Below are 24964 nucleotides of genomic sequence, written 5' to 3' on the forward strand. Positions count from 1 at the left end.
CGTTAAATTTCGGCAAAAATACGGTTGAACTGGGATTTCCCCTAATTTGTCTTAGAAAGTAGGAGGAAATCTTCGTCTTCGTCTCATTTTCGAAGAGGGAAGCCCGTTTCTTTTAATTTACAATTCCTGTATGCTAGAAAGGGGCTTGAGACAGACAGAAAGAAGGTGTCACCATGGAAGGGATTGGACTCGTACTGGAAGGCGGAGGTATGCGAGGGGTATACACCGCGGGAGTCTTGGAATACTTTATGGAGCAGGATTTATATTTCCCCTATGTGGTGGGTGTTTCAGCGGGCGCGTGCAATGCGGTTTCTTACATTTCTAAACAACCTGGGCGGAATAAAAAGGTAACGATTGACTATGTTGCGGATCACCGTTATTTAAGCTATCGCAACTTGTTGCGCAGTAAGAGCATATTTGGCATGGATTTTATTTTCAATGAGCTGCCGAATAGACTAGTACCCTTTGACTATGACACGTTCTACGCTTCTTCACAGCAATTTGCAATAGGTACAACAGATGCGCATACCGGGGAGCCGATTTATTTTACGAAACATCAGCTTCAACAGGAAACGATGCCCATCGTACAAGCTTCGAGTTCGTTGCCTTTTGTAGCTACGCCGATTCATTATGAAGGCAGAACATTATTTGATGGCGGATTGGTCGATCCGATTCCGGTACAGAAATCAGTCGCTGACGGCAATAAAAAGCATATCATTGTATTAACGAAAGAACTGGGCTACCGCAAACGGCCGTTCAAGCAGCGTTGGTTAGCGAAAAGTTTTTATCCAAAATATAACGGCCTTGTGAATGTGCTTGTGAATCGCAGCGAAATTTATAATTCTACACTTGAAACAATTGAACGAATGGAAGCGGATGGCAGTGCTATCATTATTCGACCTTCAACCAAAGTAGAAGTAGGACGAATGGAGAAAGATCCGCGGAAACTCGAGAAGTTACATGAACTAGGTTACGCAGATGCGCAGAAGATGGGATTGCAGTTAAAGGATTGGTTATTACACTAATGGGTGTAATTATACCCATACAACGGCAAATAGGGATAACTTGCTTATTTAGTTAACTAGGGTTATAGTAATGTAAATTGAATAGTAACCATCCGGGAGCTTGAGTAGTCAGGCTGAGAGTGCGGGATATACCGCTGACCGTTCGATCTGATCTAGATAATGCTAGTGCAGAGAATGATTGTACACGACTATACGTGTACGAATGTCAACGTATACGCCGCGAGAGACCTTTGGTCTTTAGCGGCTTTTTAGTTTCTATTAACTCCTGGGGTAATGCCAGCGTAGAATTTGATAGAATTGCACTGGCGCTCCCGGATAACGGGGGCTTTTTCGTATGGTTACATCAAGATCCACAGAGAAGGGGTAGAAGAATATGAAATGGAACAAAATTGCACCATTGTTGTTAGTCAGCTTTACCGTAGTAATGGCAGGTTGCGGCAACGACACAGGAAAGTCAGTTCAACCGACAGAAGGAAGTAAAAAGCTAACTGACGTAAAAGTTGTCCTAGATTGGACGCCAAATACGAACCACACGGGGTTGTATGTCGCGAAGGATCAAGGATTTTTTGAGCAAGAAGGCTTGAATGTGCAAATCATTTCCCCTGGCGAAAGTGGAGCGGATACGATGATCGCTTCTGGCGCAGCAGAGTTTGGGGTGAGTTATCAAGAAAGCATCACGCAAGGTCGTATTCAAGGAGTGCCACTAGTCTCGATTGCTGCAGTTATTCAACATAATACCTCTGGCTTTGCTTCACCGGTTGCGAAGAATATCAAATCACCGAAGGACTTCGAGAACAAATCGTATGGCGGTTGGGGTGCCCCTTCCGAAAGTGCCATGATTGAATCCCTGATGCAATCAGAGAAAGCGGATGCGACAAAGGTGAAAATGGTTAATATCGGTGACGCGGATTATTTTACAGCGGTCAAACGCGATATCGACTTTGCATGGATTTACTATGCATGGACAGGCGTAGATGCGGAACTTCGTGGTGAGCCGATGAACATGATTTATTTGAACAAATATTCGGAGAAACTGGATTATTATACACCTGTATTGGCGACAAATGAGAATATGATCTCTTCGAAGCCAGAAATCGTGAAGGCGTTCGTTGCTGCAGCGACCAAAGGGTATCAATTTGCCATTTCCAAACCGGAAGATGCGGCAAACATATTGATTAAAGCTGTTCCAGATCTAGATCCTAAGCTGGTCGTTGCTAGTCAAAAGTGGTTAAGCCCACGTTATCAGGATGATGCGGCACGTTGGGGTGAGCAAAAGAAATCCGTGTGGGAAAACTACGCCACGTGGATGCTGGATCACAAGCTTTTAGAGAAGAAGTTGGATGTGGATGCGGCATTTACGAATTCATTTTTACCTGAAAGTAAGAAGTAATTCCTAAATTGAAGAGGAGATGTCCATCATGGCTAATGCACTTGTTAGTATTCAAATAATCCCGAAAACAGTAAACGGTGAAGATGTCATTCCGTATGTAGATCGAGCCATCGAAGTGATTGCAAAGTCTGGTGTTAAATATTTTGTTTCACCGCTGGAAACAACGATGGAAGGTGAGTTGGATCAACTCCTTCTCATTATTCAAGATATGAACACAGCCATGATTGACATGGGCAGCCCGAACGTCATTTCTCAGGTTAAAATTTACTTCAATCCGTCAGGTGCTTCAATGGACAAGTTAACGGAGAAGTACAGATAATGAACATCCGTCGCTGGATTCAAGCAGGATGGCCGCCACTTGTGGTAGTCATCCTTCTGTTGTTTATTTGGCAGTTGGCTGTCTCATGGGCTGGAACCGCAGACTGGCTGCTTCCAAGCCCGCTCAAAATATGGCGAGACGGTACCACAGATATGCCGCGCGTATGGATGCATATGTGGGCTACCGTTCGTTTGATGTGCATGGGTTTTAGTATCGGTGCCATCGGTGGTGTACTAGTTGCCAGCGTACTACATAGGCTTCCTTTCGTTAAAGCGGGTTTCTATCCACTGCTGATCCTATCGCAAAATATCCCAGTTATTGCATTGGGACCACTGTTAATTATCTTATTTGGTTTTGGCCTATTACCTAAACTTATATTGATTTCACTTGTCTGTTTCTTCCCTGTAACGATGTCAACGTTAGATGGCTTCATGCAGACAGATCGCAGCATGTATAATTACATGCAAATGATTGGTGCATCGAAACGCCAAATTTTCTATAAATTAGAGATGCCTCATGCTTTGCCATTTCTGTTTACTGGGCTCAAAATATCCGCTACTTATAGTGTGATGGGGGCAGTTATTGCTGAATGGCTAGGCGGAAATGTGGGTCTTGGCTATTATATGATCTTACAAAAATCAGCCTTCCGTGCAGACCGGGAATTTGTGGCAATCGGAATTATCGTGATTCTGAGTTTGCTCTTTTTCTGGCTCATCGCTGGGTTAGAGAAGCTCATCATTCGTTGGAACGTCAAACGTTCCTCGTAGGAGAGGAGGGCTGTGGCCATGAGCAAATTAAAGCTTACTGGGATTCATCATATGTTTCCGAATAAAAAAGGGCAAGTCACCGTGCTTGTAGATATTCATATTTATGTCGAGCAAGGCGAGTTTGTATCCATCATTGGCCCTTCTGGCAGTGGTAAGAGCACCTTATTCCATATCATAGGTGGACTCGTGCAGCCGACATCCGGTGAAGTGTGGCTGGATGACGAGAAGGTGACAGGGAAAAAAGGACTTATTTCTTATATGCCGCAGCAACCGGCCTTGTTCCCATGGCGCTCTATTGAGGAAAATGTAGCACTAGGGCAGGAAGTAGCCGGAGAGTCGCGCTCTGCGGCGATCGCCAAAGCTAGAGAATGGCTGCCGAGAGTTGGACTAGGAGGCTATGAACGGGAATTTCCACATGTCCTGTCAGGTGGGATGCAACAGCGTGTTTCGTTCTTACGCGCTTTATTAAGCCCGCAGGAACTTATGTGCTTAGATGAGCCATTCGGTTCCTTAGATGCGTTAACACGGCTTGATATGCAAGCGTGGCTTCTTAACATTTGGGAGCACAATAAACGCTCCATCTTATTTGTCACCCATAGTATAGAGGAGGCACTCTTCCTATCTGATCGTATTTATGTGCTGTCTAATAAACCTGCAAGTATCTTGGAAGAGTTGAAAGTACCATTTGCAAGACCACGTCAGGAATCTATCATGCAGGAATCAGAGTTTATCGCACTAAGACAGCATATACAGGGACTCTTGCGACGGGAGAAAACAAACAATGTCAGCTATTGATGCACATATTCATCTCGATATGTACGACGAAGAGTCAGCGAAATTGATAATTGCAGAACTAGAAGCTTCGCAGGTGTTGGCCTTAATCGCGGTATCCCGCCATCTAGATTCCTGCAAAGCAACGAAGCAATTGAAGTCGCTTGCTCCCGGTCGCATTTTTGCGGCTTACGGATTTCATCCAGAACAAGAGTTGCCTACGACAGAGCAGTTGGACGCATTAATAGATTGGATGAGTGAGCATGTGAATGACATGATCGCAGTTGGTGAAATTGGACTTCCATATTACACGCGTCATGAAGTAGAAGGGGCAGGACAGGCGTTTGACGTAACACCTTATATTGGGTTGTTAGAGCGTTTCTTGCAGCTTGCTGCTCAGTGGGACAAGCCAGTTGTCCTGCATGCCGTATATGAAGATGCGGATGTCGCATGTGCGTTACTAGCCAAATACGGAATCAAGAAGGCGCATTTCCATTGGTTTAAAGGATCTGACGAAACCGTGGAGCGAATGATAGGCGCTGGTTATTATATTTCTATCACGCCAGATGTTCTCTATGAAGAAGAAATCAGAACATTAGTTCGTAACTACCCTTTGGAGCTCATGATGGTAGAGACAGATGGACCTTGGCCATTTGAAGGACCGTTCTCAGGTGAAGAGACACATCCGTGTATGATTCACACAGTCATTGAACAAATCGCTGAACTGAAGGGGAAGAACGTGCAAGAGACGGTTGCGATTTTATTCCAAAACACCAATCACTTCTACAAGTTGCCTGGCGACCTTAAATAAATCCAACTGGACAAGTGTTCGTATAGGATCTATAATGAAATAGAACACATGTTCGATACTTGGATGAGGTGAAGGAATAACATGACAAACCGCTGCGGTTGGGTCAACGAAGACCCTTTATATCAAGATTACCATGACCATGAATGGGGAGTTCCTGTGCATGATGACCGCGTCTTGTTTGAGATGCTGAATTTGGAAGGTGCTCAAGCTGGTTTAAGTTGGTATACAATATTAAAGAAGCGAGATAGCTATAGGGAAGCGTTCGATGGTTTTGACCCGCACATAATTGTAAATTATGATGAGGCGAAGCTGCAGGAATTGCTCTTGAATCCTGGCATCGTGCGTAATCGTCTGAAAATAGCTTCCGTCGTCCAGAATGCCAAAGCCTTTCTTAAGGTGCAAGATGAATTTGGCACATTTGATTCGTATATTTGGAGCTTCGTAGGTGGCAAAACCATAAAGAATAATTGGGAAGACAGTCGTCAATTGCCTGCCAAAACGGATATTTCTGATCGTATGAGCAAGGATTTAAAGAAGCGTGGCTTCAAATTCGTCGGTTCGACGATTTGTTATGCTTATATGCAGGCAGTAGGTATGGTGAATGATCACGCCCAAACTTGTTTCTGTTATCATAGCGAATAGCATGAGGTACACATAAGGCCATCTGAAGGACGAAAGAGTCCGAATCAGATGGCCTTATTGTGCTTCAATTGGCATGTTGGAGTTGTTTCTCTATTAAATTAACTCTGATCATGTGAATCCGTTTGCGGATATAGAAATCATAAATGGCACCTGTCAGTTCCTTTGGTTTAATGCGGTTGTTCGTATCGTTATCTATGATAGTTACCGATCCATCGTCATAAAACTTGAACGTGTAATCGGCATAGTAGGTGTGCGATTCATCAAGCATCTCATCAATTTGTTCAGGCAAAAGATGGTCAGTGTCACACAATGCCTTATGGTACCAATAATCTCTCTCGATAAAACGAAAATTGTGACTGGGGTTCATCATGTTAACTACCTCCTCATCTAATTGGAACGTTTGTTCTTGTTTTTATTATAGCAAACAAGTGTTCGTAATGGAAGAGGAATCTCTGAAAAATAGGAAATATTTTCATAGAAAGTATGCAAAAAAGCCACCAATCACTAAGATTGATGGCTCTGACCGTTAACAATATGTGCAGTAATGGAAAGTCCGTGCAAACGGCCGCTCTCAATGAAGATCTCGTTCGCATCGTATTTGGAAGAAGCGACAACCCCAGCGACATATAAACCAGGGATGTTCGTTTCCATTGTGTCTGGGTTGACTAGAGGTGCGTTCGTTTCTTCATGAAACTGGACACCAATATCTGTTAGCAGCTGCCGATCTGGGCGAAAGCCAGTTAAAGCAAGCACGAAGTCATTATCTAAAGTGACGTGTTCGCTCCCTTTTCGTATTAGAACAGATTGTTCGTCTATTCGTTCTACCTGTGAGTCAAACCACATGCGGATGCGTCCTTTATTCACCATGCTTTCAAACAAAGGGCGAACCCATGGTTTAATATTGGCTGAGAAATCTTTGCCACGATAGACGACAGTTACCTCAGCACCTACCCGGAGCAAATCCATAGCTGCATCCACAGCTGAATTGTTGCCGCCGATAATCGCGACTTTTGCTCCAGCATAAGGATGTGCTTCTTTGTAGTAATGCGTCGTTTTGGGAAGTTCCTCACCTGGAATACCCAACAAATTAGGGTGATCGAAGTAGCCTGTAGCAACAACGACCTTGTTCGTGTCGTAAGTGGCTTTGTTGCCAAACTGATCGGACGTATGGACCTTAAATCCAGAGGCTACTTGATCAATCCGAACAGCTTCTTCATAAGAGTGAATACGCAGCTGCTCACGGCGAGCGACCTCACGATAATAAACAAGCGCTTCCTGACGGTATGGTTTGTCGTGTGGAGTCGTAAAGGAATAACCGCCAATCTCTAATAATTCCGGTGTACTAAAAAATTGCAAATACGTAGGATATAAATAAATGGCATTTACGATACAACTTTTTTCTATGAGTAATGGTGAGAGTCCAGCGCGTTCTAAAGCAACTGCTGCCGATAATCCGCAAGGACCCGCACCAATAACAATGACTTGTTCCAATGTTGCAACCTCCTTCAATTCAAGCCTATTAGTCTATAGTAGCTCACGAAATAAGAGATGCCAAGTTTGAAACCCCCCGAAAATAAGTCGAATTAACGAAAATAGAGCAGCCTCCACCTCCTAGGAAGGTACGGAATGACTGCTCTAAACGTATGAAGCCGACTATTTTTGATTCAATTGATTTTCTTCATTATCTTCACTAATATCGTCTTTGGCTAGATTAATGGAAGATGTGCTTGGAGCATTTTCCAACGTATCGTTTACGAAAGCCATATCTTGATTCTCCGCATTCGTATTCGTAGTACCTGTATAGTTGCCTTCATGTTTATTATTTTCTACCATAGGAGCACTTCCTTTTCTTCTAATTTACAGTACTCGGTTAATCTGCGCATAAGAGGAGGATTATATTCCCTTTTATAAAACGTGGTGAGAAGGCAGTGAGAGTCTATATAGTTCCTTGGGACAAAATCCGCTATAATAAGCGAAGATGAAGAAAAAGGAGAGATGTCAAAGATGAATACGTCTAACATTAAACATATGGTTGTTTTTAAACTTCATGGGGGTAAAAACAACGCAATTGCGGAACAATTCCTCAAAATCAGCGCGGAAGAGCTAACGACAATACCTGGTGTTGAGCAATTTGAGGTACTGCGTCAAGTGAGCGTTAAAGCGGATTATGACTATGGTTTCTCTATGGTTTTTGCCAATCAGGCTGCGTATGAAGCTTATAATAATCACCCGGTACATACCCAGTATGTGGCTGAGCGTTGGATGAAAGAAGTTAGCTCCTTCCAAGAAATCGATTTTCAAATTTACGAGTAAAAGGGGGGCGTACTGATGAAAGTGCTGAAATTACCCAAGGAAGAGAAAGATGCGCTAATTAGTGATTTGCAGGAACATTTAGATGTCGAGCTAGGGGTAACGGTAGGTCAGATTGCTGCAGAGCAATTGATCGACTACATGATTCAGCAGCTTACAGCTCCTATTTATAATCTTGCGATTGAGGATGCACTGAAGGGTGTTAGAGACCGAATGGCTGTGCTAGAGGACGACCTCTACGCGCTGAAAGTTACTAAGCTTACTCGGAGATAACGGAAATTTCTTCAAAGCAAGAGCCTGATGGTGAGGGAGCGTATGATGATGAAGTCGGAAGAACAGTTTGATGTGTTTGATGAAAAAAGGAAGTGGCTCGGCGTGGCGCCTCGCTCCGAGGTTCATGCCAAGGGACTATGGCATCAGACCTTCCAATGCTGGATTGTCAGCTTGCATGATAACGTACCGAAGCTTCTGCTTCAGCTACGGCATCCTGACAAAGATTTGTTCCCAGATCTATTAGATATCTCTTGTGCAGGGCATCTAGCTGCTGGTGAAACAGTCGTAGAGGGGACCCGCGAACTCGAGGAAGAGTTAGGGCTCTCCGTTTCATTCAAAGATTTAATCCCCTGTGGTGTATTTGCCGAGGAGGATCTGATTTCGGACACATTGATAGATCGCGAATTCTGTCATGTATTCCTATATCGCTGCGATCAGGCTCTTCGGAGTTATGAATTACAGCCAGATGAGGTGACAGGATTATTCGCTGTGACTGTTTCAGATTTGAAACAACTCGTTAATGGTGAGCTGACGGAGATTAAGGCAACGGGGTTTAAAAGAGGAGTCAATAACGAGTATGAAGATATCGAGTGGCCAATTTCGTTGAAAGAAGTGGTACCTCATCCCGCTGCATATTTCGAGCTTCTTTTTCAAAAGTTGCGGGAACAGGGTTGGGAATAAGATCGGGTGTAGATATGAAGGAAATGAAGAACGAAGAATAAAGGAAATGAAGAGAAGAATGAAAAAGAACCGAATCAGTTGATCTGATCGGTTCTTGTCGTTGCGTAATGTGCTTTAAACGAAATAGGCATTCGCAACGTAGACATACGCGATGTAACACACGATGGAGAGCCCAATACAGGTGATTCCCCAAGCGATTTTTTGCTTAAACAAGAGTAAGAATCCTGCACTGAAAGCGGATCCCATGATAAGCATTGAAATAAAAGTTAGCACACCCATGGAAATGTATCTCCTTACCCTTTGTTTACGTAATCACGAACCATATCCTCAGTAACAAGGGAACGGACTGGAGAAATACCTTTTTGGGCATGGGCGATAATTTGGGTTGTAACTGAGTTGATGGCATCAACGTTAAATGGCAACCCGCGTTTGCACAGATCAACAGCCGCTTCGATGGCATGCTCACGCTGCGCATCAAGCTCAGCAAATCGAACGAGATGCAAATGCTGTGCATTCGAATGTTTGGAAATCGCTTCATGTACATTCATGTTAAAGTTCTCCTTTAGTGACTAGATTGTCTTCTAGTATACACGATTGAAAAGCGAAGGAACAGGTTTCCGAACAGAAAACAGATGAACAAATCGTGATCTTTCATTCATTGTACTAACAATTAACGGCATTAATAAGATAGAGAACTCGGAGTGAACCATATGAATGTGTTACCTATTACGGCAATACTCCCACAACTATTACATACTTTACAAGAACGCACCTGTGCAATCCTAGTCGCGCAGCCAGGTGCAGGCAAAACAACCCAAGTTCCACTAGCCTTATTGGCGGCAACGTGGCTGCAAGGTCAGAAGATTCTAATGCTCGAACCAAGAAGACTTGCGGCACGTGCAGCAGCCCGCTACATGGCGAAGTTGTTAGGGGAAGAGGTCGGCCAGACGATTGGTTATCGAGTAAAAAATGATACAAGTGTTGGACCGAAAACGCGCATTGAAGTTATCACGGAAGGTGTTCTAACCCGTATGCTGCAGCAGGATCCAGCGCTAGACGGGGTGGGCATCGTCATATTTGATGAATTTCATGAACGCAGCCTGCATGCAGACATTGGGCTGGCATTGTGTCGTCAATCACAAACGTTGCTTCGGGACGACTTAAGGATTTTGCTGATGTCCGCAACTTTGGAAGCACAAGAGATTTCGGCACTTTTGGACGATGCTCCCATTATTGAGAGCGAAGGACGAACGTATCCAGTTGCTACTCACTATCTACAACAAAAAGTAATAGGGAGAATAGAACCAGCAGTAGTCGCTAGCATTGGGCAAGCGATACAAACGCACACTGGAAGTATACTCGTATTCCTGCCAGGTGCAGCAGAAATCCATCGTGTTGCGAACGGACTGACCGCTTTGCGATTAGGAGAAGCGGTGCATGTTGCACCTCTATACGCGAATCTTTCGTTGGAGGATCAAGACCAGGCGCTGGCGGCTGTCCGCACGCCTGGGCATCGTAAGGTCGTGCTCGCCACCTCGATCGCCGAGACCAGCTTAACGGTCGAGGGGATCGAGGTGGTGATCGACGGCGGCCTCATGCGAGTGCCGCGCTTCTCGCCCCGCACCGGCATGACCCGTCTCACGACGGTGCCTGTTTCTGTTGCCTCAGCCGATCAACGCAGAGGCAGAGCAGGGCGTCTCGGTCCAGGCGTGTGTTACCGCCTATGGACCGAGACCGAGCAGCGGCAGCTCCCGCCGAGCTCAACGCCCGAGATCCGCGAAGCGGATCTCGCTCCGTTGGCGCTGGAGCTCGCCGCCTGGGGCGCGCCAGACCCCGCTGCGCTGGTCTGGCTAGACCCACCGCCTGCACCTGCCTATCAGCAGGCGCGGGAACTGCTCGTGCAGCTAGGCGCGCTGCACGAGAACGGGAGCCTAACGCCGCACGGCAAGCGTGTCGCGGCGTTAGGCTTGCACCCGCGGCTTGCGCACATGGTGCTGCAAGCCATCCCGCTTGAGCTCGGCGCGCTGGCGTGCGAGCTCGCGGTCTTGCTCAGTGAGCGCGATTTCATGCGCTCAGCTGAGAGGGATGCGGATGTGCGCAGCCGCATCGAAGAGCTCTGGCGCGCGCTGCGTGGCGACGCGCGCGATGGGGTGGACCTTGGCCTTTGCCGCCGCATCGCGGCGGAGGCCAAGGTCTTGATGCAGTCGCTCGGCGTGCAGCCGAGCGTGAGCCCTGCGGCGGCGAGCGGGCTGCTGCTCGCCTTCGCCTACCCCGACCGCGTTGCGCAGCGGCGGTCGATGGGGCGGTTTACTCTCGCGAACGGCCGCGGAGCCGTGTTGCCGGAGTTGCAGCCGCTCTCGAACGAGCGATATATTGTCGCAGCAGAGTTGGACGATAGTGGAACAGAGAGCCGCATCTATCTTGCAGCTCCACTGCAAGAGGAAGAGCTGTTCACTGCTTTTGAAAACCATATTCGTAAAGAACAAGTTGTGGTATGGGATGGTGCAGCAGGTTCCGTGCGAGCGAGAGAACGGTGGCAGTTAGGTGCGCTTACACTCAAAGATAAACCGCTTCAAGCCCCCGACCCTGAACTAGTTCTTCAAGCTATGCTTCAAGGCATACGTTCGGAATCCTTGGATGTCCTGCCTTGGACGCGATCGGCGCGTCAATTTCAGGAACGCAGCATCTTTCTATACCATTTTATAGAAAATTGGCCTGATCTTCGGGATGAAACGCTGCTGATGACCCTTGAGGATTGGGTAGGTCCACAGCTATATGGAATCAAGAGTAAAAGTGCATTTAACCGTCTTAACTTGACAAGCCTATTAGAAGAAATGCTAACATGGGAGCAAAGACGTTCGTTGGACGAATGGGCGCCTACGCACATTCAAGTGCCAAGTGGGTCACGAATTCCCGTTGACTATAGCAACATAGAATCACCGACACTATCTGTACGTCTTCAAGAGATGTTCGGATTAGCGGATACACCTCGTATTGCAAAAGGGAGGGTGCCTGTCACTTTGCACTTGTTATCGCCAGCCCAACGTCCGATGCAGGTGACGAAGGATTTGGCCAGTTTTTGGCGAGAAGCTTACTTCGAAGTGAAAAAAGATCTGAAAGGCCGCTATCCCAAGCACTACTGGCCAGATGATCCGATGGCAGCCATTCCTACGAATCGTGCAAAGCCTAGAGCTTGAATCCAGGTATCCTAGAAAGGAACGGAGCATGTCATGACCATTCACGCTGATACTGCTGACATCGTTATTTATGTTTCAGCTGGATTTGCAACCGCGTCTAACTTCCTGGACGACTTTGCGGCAAAACTTGCTTCGCGTTATGAGCAAGCAGGCAGACGTGTGCGTGTTCATGTTCACTTTCCATATGGCGACTGGGACCGATCGAAAAGTGGTCAATTGACTGAAATCATCCGGGATATGTGGCATAATGCCCACCGAAAGAATTCGGTTCATGGTGGCAAGAGCTTGCTTGAGCTCGTCGGTTCGACAAGGGGGCAGGGGGAAAAGCTGCTTTTTATAGGGCATAGCGCTGGTGCCATAGCCTCTATCTTGGCTGCAAAAGAATTGGAACACCAAGGCGGTAACATCCTTGGTGTCATCCAAATTGGCTCACCGAGATGTGCGATTCCAATGTCCCTAAAAAACAAAGTGTTGTACATACACGCGGTGAATCCTCGGAATCAATCTCGAGATCCCATTCCAAGGCTGGGGACATGGGGCGGGTGGAGTCGAACACGCATAGGAATTCATGGCTGGAACCGTGGGAAGCATGCGCCAATTCACCAGTTAATGCTTCCAATTATCGGGAGTCATGCTGATTATTTTAGAGATCACAATCCTTATATATGGGAAAATGCATCAAACCTACAAACCACCATGAACGCGATTTGGGCATGGCTACAAACTATTGAAAAGGATGTTGTACATGATTGAAATTTTGAAAGCAAGTATGGAACACAGCAAAGAAGATGGCTACCTTGGGCATGTAGAATTCAAAGTCGAAGGCCATGAGCATCCTTACGAAATCACGCTTCAAAGCACCAAAGGCAAAAACGACTGGAGCTACGCCCTTCACTTCCTACGTGAATCCGGCAAAGAAGAAGATATCGAGGCTGTTGAGGAACTACTAGAGGAAGATGAATGGTTTGATCTACTTGTGAATGCAGCACGAGAAACTGTGTCCAAGTAAATTCATGTTTGTCGCATACGGATTGCGCATCGAATAGCAAACAACCGTGCGATTGCACGGTTGTTTGTGCTTGAAACTGTTTTTTGGACTGCAATAACGTAATTAAGAAGACATCGCGGAAAACAAACAAACGATCCTACTCAGATGCGATGGCTTGATGGAAAGTGTATTTCAATTCACCATACATCAAACTGACAAATTACAACTAACATTATTTGAATTTTGTCATTTCACAATTTGCAAAAAAGAGAAGTGCTATCCTGTTCCCAAATTGCCAATTGCTAGATGCAAGAGCCAGTTTCCGGTTGCGGGTTCGCCTTTTCACCCGAACTTCTTAAATATCAACACGGCATTATGCCCGCCGAATCCGAATGAGCTTGACAGTCCATACTGCAGCTCTGCACGTCGTGCTACATGAGGTACGTAATCCAGATCGCACTGTGGATCGGGATTGTCCAAGTTGATGGTCGGAGGGATGAGGCTGTCCTGTAAGGTTTTGATTAGGGCGACAGCTTCGACGCCGCCCGCGGCGCCTAACATGTGGCCGATCATGGATTTGTTGGCGCTGATCGGCACGTCGTAGGCGCGCTGTCCAAGTAGACGCTTGATGGCCAGCGTCTCGGAGAGATCACCCGCAACGGTGCTCGTCGCGTGTGCGTTGATGGTGTTGATCTCCGAGGCGTCGATCCCCGCATCCACCGTCGCTTCGCGCATGGCTCGGTATGCCCCCGAGCCCTCAGGATCGGTCGCCACGATGTGGTAGGCGTCCGATGTGGAGCCATAGCCGACGATCTCGGCATGGATCCGTGCCCCGCGTCGCTCTGCATGCTCGAGCGACTCCAAGACCAACACGCCGGCGCCTTCGGCGGAGACGAACCCGTCGCGCTGCGCATCGAACGGCCGGCTCGCCTGCTCCGGCGCGTCGCAGCGCGTCGACAACGCGGTTGCATTGCCGAAGCCGGCGAGCGCGAGGTCGGTGACTGTCGCTTCGGCGCCGCCGGCAATCACGGCATCTGCGCCTCCGCGCTGGATGAGCTTAAAGGCTTCGCCAATGGCGTTATTGCCCGTTGCGCAAGCGGTAACGGGAGCTAAGGAAGGCCCTCTGGCGCCGTACAGAATGCTTACCTGAGCAGCCGCCATGTTCGCGATCATCATCGGGACAACGGTCGGACTGACCCGGCTTGGCCCTCGGTCAAGCAAGGTCCGATAGTTGTCCAAGATGGTCTGGATGCCGCCAATGCCAGAGCCGATATAGACACCAACACGTTCCTCGTTGGTAGCATCAATTACGAGTTCAGCGTCTTCGAGCGCTTGCTTGGCTGCCGCAACAGCAAACTGGCAATACCGATCCATGCGTCGTACCTCACGACGTCCAACGGCGGCTTCAGCATCGAAATCCCGGACGATGCCAGCGAAGTTTGTTTTGTAATTGGATGTATCGAAATGCTCAATTGAAGTAATGCCCGATTGTCCCTTCGTCAAATTCCCCCAGAATGTATCCACCTGATTACCTATTGGCGTAATGACGCCCATACCTGTAATAACCACACGTTTCATCGTAACGTCCTCCTTTTTTACTTAGAATGTCATACCGTGTATCCTATTACAAGTTACCGTTTATACTGGTATAATGGCTTCTATGATACTAGGTTAGGAGGAATCACGAGCATGAACACGAAGGAGAGACTTCAAGAATTATCTAACTTTCTTACGGCACACCGCTCACGTATCCAACCGCAGGAAGTAGGATTATTGGGAGGGAGCAGGCGCCGCACGCCTGGTCTGCGTCGAGAGGAAGTTGCGACGATTGCTGGTGTTAGTACGACGTGGTATACATGGCTGGAACAAGGACGAGACATCAAAATGTCCGTACAAGTATTGGATCGCATAGCAATGGCTTTACAACTGAACGAGGATGAGCGGCAGTATTTGTTCAGTTTAGCGTTGGAACAACCAGCGCCAGCGACATTCGTTGATCAAATACCGACGATAAGTCCGGCCTTGAATCGGATCTTGACGGAGCTTCATGATTGTCCCACGATTGTGTCTGATCGCCGGTGTCACATTGTGGGTTGGAATCAGGCGGCTGCGGCTGTCTTTCTTGACTTTGCTAAACTCCCGGAGCTAGAGCGTAATATGATATGGTTGCTTTTTACCCGAAAAGAATTGAAATCGCTAGCTGTCAATTGGAGCGACTTCGCCAAAGGTTTCTTGTCGATGTTCCGTTCTTATTATGGTCAATATGTAGGAGATAACTGGTATAGCGAGTTTATTGAAGAATTGAGTGAGCGGAGCAAAGATTTCCGATCTTTCTGGAATGAGAGTGATGTTAGCACTGCACCAGAAGTTTTCATTGAGTTTCGACACGCCAAGGTGGGGAAAATGTTATTTGACCTCACAACCTTGCAGGTACAAGGACGGACGGATCTGAGATGTAGTGTATATACACCATCCATCGGATCGGATACGGATGCGAAGATCAGACTCCTGATGAGTAAATTAGGTGAATAACATTTTCACAACGCATGTTTTCCAAATGTCACATTTGTCTATATAAAAGCAATTTACGTCCATTGACTTTTTTTGCTCATATGGGCTAAAGTGAAATCATTGTGTCCGTCCAAATATTGGACAGAGGATAAGCAGTTATTTAGGAGGAGAATGAGAAGAAATGTCTACCAAAGCATATGAAGGAACGTACAACGGAGAACAAGCGATTTGGCTGCAAGCAGGGCGTTATGAAGCAGTAGTATTGCCAGATGTTGGGGCAAATCTGATTGCTTTCCGTGATATAGAGAAGGAATACCGTTTCTTGCGTGAGCCTGCACTAGAAGAGATGGAAGCGTTTAAAGAACGTCCAATTGTTCATGGGATTCCTGTCTTATTCCCACCCAATCGTTATGAGGATGGCAAGTTCCCGTGGAAAGGGAATGTATTCCAATTCCCAGTCAATGAACCGAAGACAGGCAACCATTTGCACGGATTTGTACACAATATTCCATGGGCCGTTGAGCATTTCAGCAGTGATGGTCATGAAAGTCGCGTTTCATTAGCGCTACGAGTTCGTGAAGGACATTCTGTTCATGAATTTTTGCCATTTGATTTTACAATTCGCTTAGTCTATACCTTGAACGAGCAAGGTTTGCACCAACAGATTTCTGTACATAATGAAGGCCATGTAGCAATGCCGTGCTTGTTGGCGTTCCACACAACGATTAACGCACCATTTGCTGCCAATAGTCAGCCTTCGGATTATACGTTCCAAATGACGATCGGTGAGCGTTGGGCGTTGAACGAGCGTATGCTGCCAACGGGTGAGTATCAAGCGCTATCCGCGGATGAAGAGAAAATGAAGTCAGGTGGACTGTCGCCATTCTTTGAAAGCATGGATAATCACTATACGAGTGTTCCGCAAAATAGCCGCAACTTCATGGCATTGACGGATTCACGTGAAGGCATCAAACTTGTGTATGACGTAGGGACTTCCTACAAGCAATGGATGATTTGGAATAATGGCAAAACAGAAGGTTTCTTCTGTCCAGAACCGCAAATGAATTTGGTTAATGCGCCGAATGTGGATCTGCCCGCTGATCAAATCGGTCTTGTTTCCTTAGAACCCGGTGAAGTTTGGGAAGAAACTGCGCGTTTATATGCGATCCAAATCACAAAGTAATCGTCAACTAATTAGTTAGAGAAAGCACCCCCTTTGAAGCAGGCGAGAATCCGTTGGGATCATCACATTGCGAGGAGGGGGTATTTGTGAGCCGAGGAGGGGTAAAGATGGGGAAGTGGGATCATTTAGATCGCGACCAGATGATAGCCAAAGTTGAGGCGTTGATGTCAGAGAATGAGAGATTAAAAGCAGAAATTGCGCGTCTGCGCGGTGTTAAACCTCCTTCATTGGGTTCTATGGAGAGCATGTCAACAAAGCTGAAGGAAGCTTTAAGAGAGTAATGACGACAGTTGAATTAGGTAGTTAGTGTCAGTTCGACAAAGTGAAGTAGATTCGCTATAATGAAAACTGGCAAAAGGAGGGAACAACATGAGTGAGACGAACGTAAACGAGACATTACCGGCGAAAACCTGTTCCATCGACCGATTGGTAACGAAGGAAGCGGAGGTAAGCAAAGTTCTTGCGGGACAAAAAACAGCTTGCCGTCGAAATGGACGCTATGCGGATATTGGTGAAACCATGGATCTGCAAGGAACGAGCTTTACAGTAACCAATGTATATCAGCAATCTTTGGGTGAACTGACACCTGAACATGCGAAACAAGAAGGTCACGAAACCGTTGATGAGTATCGCGACAGTATTTTGGCTATGCATCCTGGTATGCCTTGGCTGCCGCAGATGAAAGTTTGGGTACACGAATTTAAAAAAGCCGAATAAAACAAACCGTGTGGATCCTCGGATTCACACGGTTTATTCACATTACTTACTGATAGAATGGATGATCACATTGTCTTGGTATATTATTATGCTCTATATTCATATTTTCAGCGTTGTACTCAGTATCGGCCCTTATTTCGTCCTATTTCCACTATTGGCACTTATTCGTAGAGCGCCATTCGAGTCGCTGCCTGATTATTTAGAGCCGTTTCGGATAACGGTTCGACTGACGAAGCATGCGGGACATGTGTTGGTCGCAACGGGCATTATTCTTACTTGGATTACAGCTTGGAGTTGGAAAACTTCCTGGATTGTCGCAACGGTTCTCATTATGGTCGCTTCCCTATACTTCATTGCACGTGCCTTCTCACCGCTGCTGCGCCAGCTCAAAGCTCCTCATGAAGATCGCAATACGCTCGTAAACAAGCTGCGCAAAGCACTCATCTGGTATGTGATCATAACGCTGGCGATGATGTGGTTCATGGTGTCTAAGCCGACAATTTGGTAAAGCGCCAAGAAGCAACTTCGTATCTTTGAGATGAATGATCGCTAGGGAACTTACATTTTTCTAGCAAACATCACGACAAAATTATAAGACTTATAAACACAGTCGACATCTGTAAAGCCTGCGTCGCGAAGCCAGCCAAGCTGCGTATCTAATGGAGCCATTCTGTCCAGCTTCGTACGCTCATAGGCGGCTTGCAGCGCTTCGGGAGATAGATCCGTGGCTTCAATTTTAGCAACCCAGTCCGAGCGGTATAAAATATCAAGAAAGGGAGTCTTGCCTAAGACTTGATCAGCATTAACGAAGACTCCGCCTGGCTTTAGTAGGTGGAAAATATGTGCATATAGAGCTTTCTTAGCCTCATCCTCCAGATGATGAATGGAGAGGGAAGAGATAATCGCATCATAGGGCTCTGCATCCTCAAAGGTCGAATAATCCCAGATAAGATATGTTACTTCTGACGCTCCAGCCTCCGCAAATCTATCTTTGGCAATATCCAACATGCCTGGCGACAGGTCAATCAACGTTAACCGCGCTTCTGGGTACGTACGCATCATATACGATGAGAAAAGTCCTGTTCCTGCACCTAAATCAAGGATCCGTGGCGCTTTCTGCTCTAATTGAACCAAAGAAGATGCCGTATTGTAAAAATCATCAAAGCAAGGAATCAATTTTCTGCGTTGGCTATCGTACTTTTGAGCAATTTCATCGAATTTGGTTAAAATGTGATGGTTCTTGTTGTCTGTCATATGTCTTCAGCTCCATTTCCAATACTTGGTTGAGATGTTCTATACCCTTAGTGTATAGGGCAACTGCGAAAAAATCCAAGATGTAAAATCACTGGAGTTATAGGTAAAAACTATTAATGGTTATATGTTTATTTGTTTTCGATCTAATTTAAGCTCTTATTCGTCTTAACAGTACGTTAATGACCTCGGAGAACACCAGTCCAATAGCAATCGCGCCAGACAGTAAAAAAGCTTTTGCAGCAAGCTGCACAGCAACATCATAATGATTTTGGACGACATTGCGCATGGCATCATAAGCTAGACCACCAGGAACAAGGGGGATAATGCCAGAGACACTGAATACGATGACAGGTGTTTTATATATTTTCGCAAAAAATTGAGAAATAATCGTGACCAAAAAGGACGCGATGAGGGTGGCTACGATGGGATCCAGATCTGCTTTTTGAAAAGAGAAATAGAGCATCCAACCAATCATCCCAACAAACCCGCATTGGACAAGCGTTCTGCGAGGTACATTGAAAATGATGCCGAAAGCGGACGTCGAAATGAAGCTAGTAACGAGCTGCTCCAACATGTCCATGCTAGAACCCCTTCCCTGGATAAAATGTCAGTACAAAGGCAATGCCTGCGCCGATGGCGAATGCGGTTAGGAAAGCCTCCGCTCCTTTGGAGACGCCAGATACGAAATGACCTGCCATTAAATCACGCACAGCATTGGTGATCAGTAGGCCAGGCACGAGGGGCATGACGGAGCCTATGATAATCTTATCTAGATCATGTCCGAGCCCTATTGTGACGGTTACAAACGCAATAAACCCAATGATTAAGGATGCGAGAAATTCAGCGAAAAATTTGATAGGAACTAACCGGTGGAAAAAAGTGAGTGATATCGTACCCGCACCACCAGCAAGGAAAGCCGGGAAGAAATCGGACCATGTTCCTTGAAACATGATAAGAAAACAACCGCTAGCCATTGCCGCAGCCAATGCCTGCAACCATGCGGGATATCTGCGTGTATCGGCACTTAAAGCTTCAAGTTCCTGATACGCAGCTGTCGGTGACAGTTCTCCTTGACTGATTCTGCGAGAAATGGCATTCACCACCGTTACTTTCCGTAAATCGGTCGATCGAGAAGAGATGCGAATGAGGCGGGTCGTCTGCTCAGGCCCATCAATGGAGAAAATGATGCCAGTCGGTGTGACAAAACAATGGGAATTCGGAATACCGAAGGCTTGGGCTACATGAGTCATTGTATCTTCTACCCGATAGGTCTCGCCGCCATTTTCCAACATGATTTTACCAGCAAGTAAACACACTTGTGCGATTTCATAATTCGTCGCTGCAGGGGGCTGCGCCATGTGATTCGTATCCTTTCTACATAGGAAATAATTGACCTAAGTATAAATCAAATTGGTTACGAATGAAAATGAGCGAGAGGTGCGGTGGTGAGGAGTAAAGTAAGGCATAAGGATTAGAAAAGGATGAGACAGGGCTAAATTTTTGTTATATAATGCTGGGATAAAAAGGAAGGCAGAATTGAAACAGAAACTAGGGGGCTTCCTATGGTTGCTAGTTATTTCTTAACTGATTTGGACGGAACCTTGCTGAGTACCCATGCCAAGCCATCAGACCTTACGATTCGTGTTATCACATCAGCACTTGAGCAAGGAGTGGTCGTTAGTTATGCCACTGCACGGAGTTATCAGAGTTCGCGGGCCGTCGCATCAGCAATTCCGTGGCGCTATCCACTCGTTCTGTATAACGGAGCCATGTTGTTTGATCCTATAGAGAAGCGGGTTATCGGTGGTCGTTGGCTCGATTGTGAGCGAAGTAATGCAATTATTGATATAGGAAAAAGATATGGTATTGCACCACTTCTATTTGCACTAGATGGGCAGGATAACGAGCGGGTGCATCATGAAAAGTTGGAGCGTACTGGGGATCTTCAATTCTTGTCTAGTCGCCCGAATGACCCGAGATTTCAAGAGGTTGGTGAGCTCTGCAGCACAGAAGGATTGCGAACGTTGATTCTGACGTATATCGGTCTGTTGGAAGAGCTGTTGCCTTTGAAAAATGCCGTCCAAGACGTGATGGGGTCCGAGGTTCACATTCATTTGATGAAGGATAACTACATTGCAGACCACTATTTCCTGGAGTTCAGTCATCCTGAAGCAAATAAGGGGATGGGCTTGCGGTTATGGGCTGAGCTTGTTGGTTGTACAACTGAGGATGTGACGGTGTTTGGTGATAATCTGAACGATACCGGCATGTTCCTTGAAGCGGGTCGTAAAGTTGCAGTGGCGAATGCGCATCCTGATCTTAAGCTACTTGCGGATGAGGTAGTCTTAAGTAATGACGAGGATGGCGTGGCCGTGTATATAGCTGCTCGAACGCGAATGGGACATCTCTGAACGAGTAGGGTAAGTTGTTGAGGGATTGGTATGAAGTGCAAGTTGTAAAGGAGGGAATTCTATGGCTAGGTACATCGCAATGTTGCGTGGAATCAATGTGAGTGGTCAGAAAATTATTAAAATGGACAGGCTTAGACAGCTTTTCGAAACGATGGCATTTCGTAATGTGAGTACCTATATTCAGAGTGGGAATGTGATTTTTGATGGGGAAGAGTTGGATGCTGCGATCCTACGTGATCGGATCGTTCATGAGTTGAAGGAACAGTTGACGTTTGACATTCCCGTAATCATTCGTACCCCTGAAGAGTTGCAAGAAGTTGTTCAGAACACACCGTATGCGACAATCAACACGGATGAGAATGAACAAAGGTATGTTACCTTTCTATCGCAAGTTCCGTCAGAAGCGGCACTTGCAAAACTAGCTGCAGCGCAGAGTGAAGTGGACGAGTATCAGGTTAAGGGATTAACGGTGTATTTACTCATTCGTAAAAACTATGGCGATTCCAAATTCAGTAACAATTTTATTGAGAAGAAGCTTGGTGTGGCTGCCACAACGAGGAATTGGGAGACAGTGAATAAGCTGATTCAGTTGGCGGATGGCGCACCAAGTAACAAATAGTCCGGAAAAGCCGACTTAATCTCTCATAGCTCCTCAAGGTAAGTATCTATAGAGATGATGTGTTGACGAGCAGCGCAAGTATTTGGGATATATTGCATATTCGAAGAGTTGATAGGGGAGGCTTAGGAGATCAAACCGTGAACATCCGTGTTCAAATAGAGGTAGGCGACCTAAGATGAACCTTTGGAAGAATAAAATTGTGCTGCTATTCGCAGCCCTCACCCTGGCGTGCTTCGCCACGCCAGTGGAGGCCAGGCACGGGGTTTCCATCCCCGTGCTGAACTACCACAGCATCGGGGTGGACCCGGGGAACACGTACGTGCTCCACCCCGATACGTTCGCGCGCCAAATGGACTATTTGGCCGCGCATCACTACACACCCCTGACGCTGGCCGAATTCGCCAGCGTCCTTACAGACCAAATGCCGTCACCGGCTCACCCCGTGCTGCTCACGTTCGATGACGGCTATGCCAATAATGCGGAGGTGGCGTTGCCAGTCCTCCAGCAACACGGCTTTCCGGCGACGCTGTACGTGTCGACGGGTCTCATCACCACGCCAGGTTATCTGACCTGGCCGCAAGTTCAGCAGCTGAGCGCAGCAGGGTGGGATATTGCGTCGCATACCGTGACGCACCCGCATCTGCCCAAGCTCAGCAAGAAAGCGCAGCGCGAGGAGATACTCGCCGCGCGCGCCAGGATAGAACAAGAGCTGGGCAAACCAGCGGACACGTTTGCTTTTCCATACGGCGAGTACAACCGTACGACTTTGCGAATTTTACGCAAGGCTGGATTTCGTTACGCCTTCACCACGCATCCAGGCTGGGCCTCTTCTTCTCAATCGCCGCTGGAGCTGCATCGCATCGTTGTGGACAGCCAGAAACCATTTGAAGATTGGGTGAAACAATTGTCAGAACCTAAGCTGCACGAGTGATCTTTCGAGTTTACTAGTGAATTTACCTAGCATTTTGAGTATAATCGTAAACAGAGATAATTACTGCTCTCACTAAAATATGTCGTTTAAGGAGTCTACAATGTCAAAAACACTTATTTTCGGACATAAAAATCCGGACACTGATTCAATCACATCCGCTATTGCGTATGCTGCACTGAAAACAAAACTAGGTCAAGAAGTAGAAGCAGTTCGTCTTGGTTCCGTTAACGGCGAAACGCAATTCGCGCTTGATACGTTCAAAGTAGCCGCTCCACGAGAAGTTCAAACCGTTGCTAACGAAGCAACTCAAGTTATCTTAGTCGACCACGTTGAGCGCCAACAAAGCGCTAGCGATATCGATCAAGTACGTGTTGTGGAAGTCATTGACCACCACCGTATCGCTAACTTCGAGACGAGCCACCCGCTTTACTACCGTGCAGAGCCGGTTGGTTGCACAGCAACGATTTTAAATAAATTGTACAAAGAAAACGGTGTTGCCATCGATGCCGACATCGCTGGTTTAATGCTTTCTGCTATCATTTCTGATTCCTTGTTATTCAAATCCCCAACTTGCACAGAGCAAGATGTTGCTGCGGCTCGTGAACTTGCTGCCATTGCAGGTGTTGACGCTGAAGTGTATGGTCTGAACATGCTGAAAGCTGGTGCAGATCTGAGCGACAAAACGGTCGCACAATTGATATCATTGGATGCCAAAGAGTTCCAAATGGGTGGCTACAAAGCAGAAATTGCACAAGTTAACGCAGTTGATGTGAACGATGTTATTTCCCAACAAGGGGAAATTGAAACGGCGCTCCAGGCTATCATCACGGAGAAAAACCTAGACTTGTTCTTGTTCGTTGTAACGGACATTTTGAACAATGATTCCGTAGGTCTTGCACTTGGACGTAAGGCAGATGCTGTTGAGAAAGCTTACAACGTAACGCTTGTTGACAACAAAGCCGTACTTAGAGGCGTTGTTTCCCGCAAATCACAAATAGTACCTGTGCTTACCGATGTTTTCAATAACCTGTAAGATACATAACTAGGGTATTGCCGCGCACCGTTCATGTTGATGGACGGTGCTTTTTGGCTATAGCCGTTAACTTTTGGTATGATAAGAGGATACATTGAGAAAGAGGTGGCATTTCACATGACAAACAACAATCAAGGCGTTCATTTAGATAAAGCGACGTTTGCGGGAGGATGTTTCTGGTGTATGGTGACACCATTTGAGTCCTTGCCTGGTATTATTTCTGTAGTTTCGGGTTATATTGGCGGGCACACAAGCAATCCGACGTATGAAGAAGTTTGCTCCGAGACGACGGGCCATGCGGAAGCTGTACAGATTACATTTGACCCTGAACTTTATCCGTACGAGAAGTTATTGGATACGTACTGGCGCCAAATTGATCCAACCGATGCGGGTGGACAATTTCATGATCGTGGATCTTCCTATCGTACCTCGATATTTGCCCATAGCGATGAGCAGCTAGCCAAAGCGGAAGCATCCAAACAAGCACTGCAAGATAGCGGCCGATTCGATCGTCCGATCGTAACGGAAATCGTGCGCATAGATGCTGATGCCTTTTACCCAGGAGAAGACTACCATCAGGACTATCATCACAAAAATCCGCTTCGCTATAAAGCATACCGCAAGGGTTCAGGGCGCGATGCGTATATTTCGCAATATTGGAACACGGCCAAGGATAAAGAAGAGCGCAAGAAAAAGCTCACGCCAATCCAGTACGAGGTGACACAAAATAACGCGACAGAACGACCTTTCCAGAATGAATTTCATGACCACAAAGAAAAAGGTCTCTATGTTGATATTGTGTCTGGCGAGCCTTTGTTCACATCCCTCGATAAATTCGATTCTGGTTGCGGTTGGCCGAGTTTCACCAAGCCATTATTCGAAGGGCATGTGAAAGAAGTAACAGATACGAGTCATTTCATGATACGGACAGAGGTTCGCAGCACAGAGGCGGATTCGCATTTGGGTCATTTATTTAACGATGGTCCAGGTCCAAATGGTCTTCGTTACTGCATCAATTCCGCATCTCTGCGATTCATTCCATGGGCTGACTTGGAGAGGGAAGGCTACGGCGCATACTTGCGATTCTTCGACCAGAAGTAAGGCATCACGGGTAAGTAGGAGAGAATGACT

At 46.6% G+C, this 24964-nt stretch carries 32 protein-coding genes and 1 riboswitch; of the genes, 23 read left to right on the forward strand and 9 right to left on the reverse strand.

The window, feature by feature from the left end:
* The first annotated feature begins 173 nt into the window (after positions 1 to 173).
* The 7 genes from AC58PV_RS09185 (at position 174) to AC58PV_RS09215 (ending at position 5725) form a co-directional block, all read left to right on the forward strand.
* Positions 174 to 1025, forward strand: coding sequence for a patatin-like phospholipase family protein (locus AC58PV_RS09185; RefSeq protein ID WP_497431958.1), 852 nt, complete (start codon positions 174 to 176; stop codon positions 1023 to 1025).
* An 82-nt stretch (positions 1026 to 1107) separates the two neighbouring features.
* A riboswitch (TPP riboswitch) is annotated at positions 1108 to 1216 on the forward strand.
* 182 nt (positions 1217 to 1398) lie between these two features.
* Positions 1399 to 2415, forward strand: coding sequence for an ABC transporter substrate-binding protein (locus tag AC58PV_RS09190; protein ID WP_497431959.1), 1017 nt, complete (start codon positions 1399 to 1401; stop codon positions 2413 to 2415).
* 28 nt (positions 2416 to 2443) lie between these two features.
* Positions 2444 to 2734, forward strand: coding sequence for a thiamine-binding protein (locus AC58PV_RS09195; protein ID WP_056621187.1), 291 nt, complete (start codon positions 2444 to 2446; stop codon positions 2732 to 2734).
* Entirely contained in the window at positions 2734 to 3501 is a 768-nt protein-coding gene (locus AC58PV_RS09200; protein ID WP_497431960.1) for an ABC transporter permease, read from the forward strand. Before AC58PV_RS09195 ends, AC58PV_RS09200 begins: the two co-directional genes overlap by 1 nt.
* Before the next feature lie 18 nt (positions 3502 to 3519).
* The gene (locus AC58PV_RS09205) at positions 3520 to 4296 is read left to right on the forward strand and encodes an ABC transporter ATP-binding protein (RefSeq protein ID WP_497431961.1); all 777 of its coding nucleotides are present in this window, start codon (positions 3520 to 3522) and stop codon (positions 4294 to 4296) included.
* A complete protein-coding gene (locus AC58PV_RS09210) occupies positions 4283 to 5083 on the forward strand; it encodes a TatD family hydrolase (RefSeq protein ID WP_497431962.1) in 801 nt (266 codons plus the stop codon). Before AC58PV_RS09205 ends, AC58PV_RS09210 begins: the two co-directional genes overlap by 14 nt.
* An 81-nt stretch (positions 5084 to 5164) precedes the next feature.
* Positions 5165 to 5725 carry a DNA-3-methyladenine glycosylase I gene (locus tag AC58PV_RS09215; protein ID WP_497431963.1) on the forward strand — a complete coding sequence of 187 codons (561 nt, stop codon included), beginning with the start codon at positions 5165 to 5167 and terminating at the stop codon, positions 5723 to 5725.
* Between the two features lie 64 nt (positions 5726 to 5789).
* Here AC58PV_RS09215 and AC58PV_RS09220 read toward each other — a convergent pair whose 3' ends face one another.
* The 3 genes from AC58PV_RS09220 to AC58PV_RS09230 form a co-directional block, all read right to left on the reverse strand.
* Entirely contained in the window at positions 5790 to 6095 is a 306-nt protein-coding gene (locus tag AC58PV_RS09220; RefSeq protein WP_497431964.1) for a hypothetical protein, read from the reverse strand.
* A 134-nt stretch (positions 6096 to 6229) separates the two neighbouring features.
* On the reverse strand, positions 6230 to 7216 hold the full coding sequence (locus AC58PV_RS09225) for a YpdA family putative bacillithiol disulfide reductase (protein WP_497431965.1): 987 nt from the start codon (positions 7214 to 7216) through the stop codon (positions 6230 to 6232).
* Positions 7217 to 7378: 162 nt separating this feature from the next.
* Positions 7379 to 7558: a hypothetical protein gene (locus AC58PV_RS09230; protein ID WP_068667294.1), complete on the reverse strand. Its 180-nt coding sequence runs from the start codon at positions 7556 to 7558 to the stop codon at positions 7379 to 7381.
* 171 nt (positions 7559 to 7729) lie between these two features.
* On the opposite strand from AC58PV_RS09230, the gene AC58PV_RS09235 reads away from it, so the two are divergent.
* From AC58PV_RS09235 to AC58PV_RS09245, 3 genes are read left to right on the forward strand one after another with little or no spacing between them, the layout of a single operon-like run.
* On the forward strand, positions 7730 to 8038 hold the full coding sequence (locus AC58PV_RS09235; protein WP_497431966.1) for a Dabb family protein: 309 nt from the start codon (positions 7730 to 7732) through the stop codon (positions 8036 to 8038).
* A 15-nt stretch (positions 8039 to 8053) separates the two neighbouring features.
* The gene (locus tag AC58PV_RS09240; protein WP_497431967.1) at positions 8054 to 8308 is read left to right on the forward strand and encodes a DUF2164 domain-containing protein; all 255 of its coding nucleotides are present in this window, start codon (positions 8054 to 8056) and stop codon (positions 8306 to 8308) included.
* A 42-nt stretch (positions 8309 to 8350) separates the two neighbouring features.
* A complete protein-coding gene (locus tag AC58PV_RS09245; protein ID WP_497431968.1) occupies positions 8351 to 8989 on the forward strand; it encodes an NUDIX hydrolase in 639 nt (212 codons plus the stop codon).
* 114 nt (positions 8990 to 9103) lie between these two features.
* On the opposite strand, the gene AC58PV_RS09250 is transcribed toward AC58PV_RS09245, so the two are convergent.
* Entirely contained in the window at positions 9104 to 9268 is a 165-nt protein-coding gene (locus AC58PV_RS09250) for a hypothetical protein (protein ID WP_157276792.1), read from the reverse strand.
* Positions 9269 to 9282: 14 nt separating this feature from the next.
* Positions 9283 to 9537 (reverse strand): YpbS family protein, encoded by a 255-nt coding sequence (locus AC58PV_RS09255; RefSeq protein WP_497431969.1) that lies wholly within the window; start codon positions 9535 to 9537, stop codon positions 9283 to 9285.
* Between the two features lie 162 nt (positions 9538 to 9699).
* Here AC58PV_RS09255 and hrpB point away from each other — a divergent pair, with 162 nt between their 5' ends.
* The 3 genes from hrpB to AC58PV_RS09270 are packed head-to-tail and all read left to right on the forward strand — an operon-like array spanning position 9700 to position 13195.
* A complete protein-coding gene (gene hrpB / locus AC58PV_RS09260; RefSeq protein ID WP_497431970.1) occupies positions 9700 to 12186 on the forward strand; it encodes an ATP-dependent helicase HrpB in 2487 nt (828 codons plus the stop codon).
* Between the two features lie 33 nt (positions 12187 to 12219).
* Complete coding sequence (locus tag AC58PV_RS09265) at positions 12220 to 12939, forward strand: lipase family protein (protein WP_497431971.1); 720 nt, start codon at positions 12220 to 12222, stop codon at positions 12937 to 12939.
* Positions 12932 to 13195: a hypothetical protein gene (locus AC58PV_RS09270; protein WP_497431972.1), complete on the forward strand. Its 264-nt coding sequence runs from the start codon at positions 12932 to 12934 to the stop codon at positions 13193 to 13195. Before AC58PV_RS09265 ends, AC58PV_RS09270 begins: the two co-directional genes overlap by 8 nt.
* 321 nt (positions 13196 to 13516) lie before the next feature.
* Here the strand turns inward: AC58PV_RS09270 and fabF are convergent, their stop codons facing one another.
* Positions 13517 to 14752, reverse strand: a complete 1236-nt coding sequence (gene fabF, locus AC58PV_RS09275; RefSeq protein ID WP_497431973.1) for a beta-ketoacyl-ACP synthase II — start codon at positions 14750 to 14752, stop codon at positions 13517 to 13519.
* 111 nt (positions 14753 to 14863) lie between these two features.
* Here fabF and AC58PV_RS09280 point away from each other — a divergent pair, with 111 nt between their 5' ends.
* The 5 genes from AC58PV_RS09280 (at position 14864) to AC58PV_RS09300 (ending at position 18093) form a co-directional block, all read left to right on the forward strand.
* Entirely contained in the window at positions 14864 to 15706 is an 843-nt protein-coding gene (locus AC58PV_RS09280; RefSeq protein ID WP_497431974.1) for a helix-turn-helix transcriptional regulator, read from the forward strand.
* 160 nt (positions 15707 to 15866) lie between these two features.
* Entirely contained in the window at positions 15867 to 16868 is a 1002-nt protein-coding gene (locus tag AC58PV_RS09285; RefSeq protein ID WP_497431975.1) for an aldose 1-epimerase, read from the forward strand.
* 107 nt (positions 16869 to 16975) lie between these two features.
* Positions 16976 to 17149, forward strand: coding sequence for a hypothetical protein (locus AC58PV_RS09290; protein WP_497431976.1), 174 nt, complete (start codon positions 16976 to 16978; stop codon positions 17147 to 17149).
* A gap of 88 nt (positions 17150 to 17237) precedes the next feature.
* Positions 17238 to 17585 carry an ASCH domain-containing protein gene (locus AC58PV_RS09295; RefSeq protein WP_497431977.1) on the forward strand — a complete coding sequence of 116 codons (348 nt, stop codon included), beginning with the start codon at positions 17238 to 17240 and terminating at the stop codon, positions 17583 to 17585.
* A 70-nt stretch (positions 17586 to 17655) separates the two neighbouring features.
* On the forward strand, positions 17656 to 18093 hold the full coding sequence (locus tag AC58PV_RS09300; RefSeq protein ID WP_497431978.1) for a hypothetical protein: 438 nt from the start codon (positions 17656 to 17658) through the stop codon (positions 18091 to 18093).
* Positions 18094 to 18143: 50 nt separating this feature from the next.
* Here the strand turns inward: AC58PV_RS09300 and AC58PV_RS09305 are convergent, their stop codons facing one another.
* The 3 genes from AC58PV_RS09305 to AC58PV_RS09315 all read right to left on the reverse strand — a co-directional run bounded on the left by AC58PV_RS09305 (position 18144) and on the right by AC58PV_RS09315 (position 20197).
* Entirely contained in the window at positions 18144 to 18839 is a 696-nt protein-coding gene (locus AC58PV_RS09305) for a class I SAM-dependent methyltransferase (RefSeq protein ID WP_497431979.1), read from the reverse strand.
* A gap of 148 nt (positions 18840 to 18987) precedes the next feature.
* On the reverse strand, positions 18988 to 19419 hold the full coding sequence (locus tag AC58PV_RS09310) for a threonine/serine exporter family protein (protein WP_497431980.1): 432 nt from the start codon (positions 19417 to 19419) through the stop codon (positions 18988 to 18990).
* A 1-nt stretch (position 19420) separates the two neighbouring features.
* Entirely contained in the window at positions 19421 to 20197 is a 777-nt protein-coding gene (locus AC58PV_RS09315; RefSeq protein WP_497431981.1) for a threonine/serine exporter family protein, read from the reverse strand.
* A gap of 204 nt (positions 20198 to 20401) precedes the next feature.
* On the opposite strand from AC58PV_RS09315, the gene AC58PV_RS09320 reads away from it, so the two are divergent.
* The 5 genes from AC58PV_RS09320 (at position 20402) to msrB (ending at position 24934) form a co-directional block, all read left to right on the forward strand.
* A complete protein-coding gene (locus AC58PV_RS09320; protein ID WP_497431982.1) occupies positions 20402 to 21250 on the forward strand; it encodes an HAD family hydrolase in 849 nt (282 codons plus the stop codon).
* Between the two features lie 61 nt (positions 21251 to 21311).
* Positions 21312 to 21869, forward strand: coding sequence for a DUF1697 domain-containing protein (locus tag AC58PV_RS09325; RefSeq protein ID WP_497431983.1), 558 nt, complete (start codon positions 21312 to 21314; stop codon positions 21867 to 21869).
* A 175-nt stretch (positions 21870 to 22044) separates the two neighbouring features.
* The gene (locus tag AC58PV_RS09330; protein ID WP_497431984.1) at positions 22045 to 22800 is read left to right on the forward strand and encodes a polysaccharide deacetylase family protein; all 756 of its coding nucleotides are present in this window, start codon (positions 22045 to 22047) and stop codon (positions 22798 to 22800) included.
* A gap of 100 nt (positions 22801 to 22900) precedes the next feature.
* A complete protein-coding gene (locus AC58PV_RS09335) occupies positions 22901 to 23833 on the forward strand; it encodes a manganese-dependent inorganic pyrophosphatase (RefSeq protein ID WP_497431985.1) in 933 nt (310 codons plus the stop codon).
* Positions 23834 to 23950: 117 nt separating this feature from the next.
* The gene (gene msrB / locus AC58PV_RS09340; RefSeq protein WP_497431986.1) at positions 23951 to 24934 is read left to right on the forward strand and encodes a peptide-methionine (R)-S-oxide reductase MsrB; all 984 of its coding nucleotides are present in this window, start codon (positions 23951 to 23953) and stop codon (positions 24932 to 24934) included.
* Positions 24935 to 24964 lie beyond the last annotated feature (30 nt).

Source organism: Paenibacillus sp. J22FR83 (assembly GCF_059691955.1).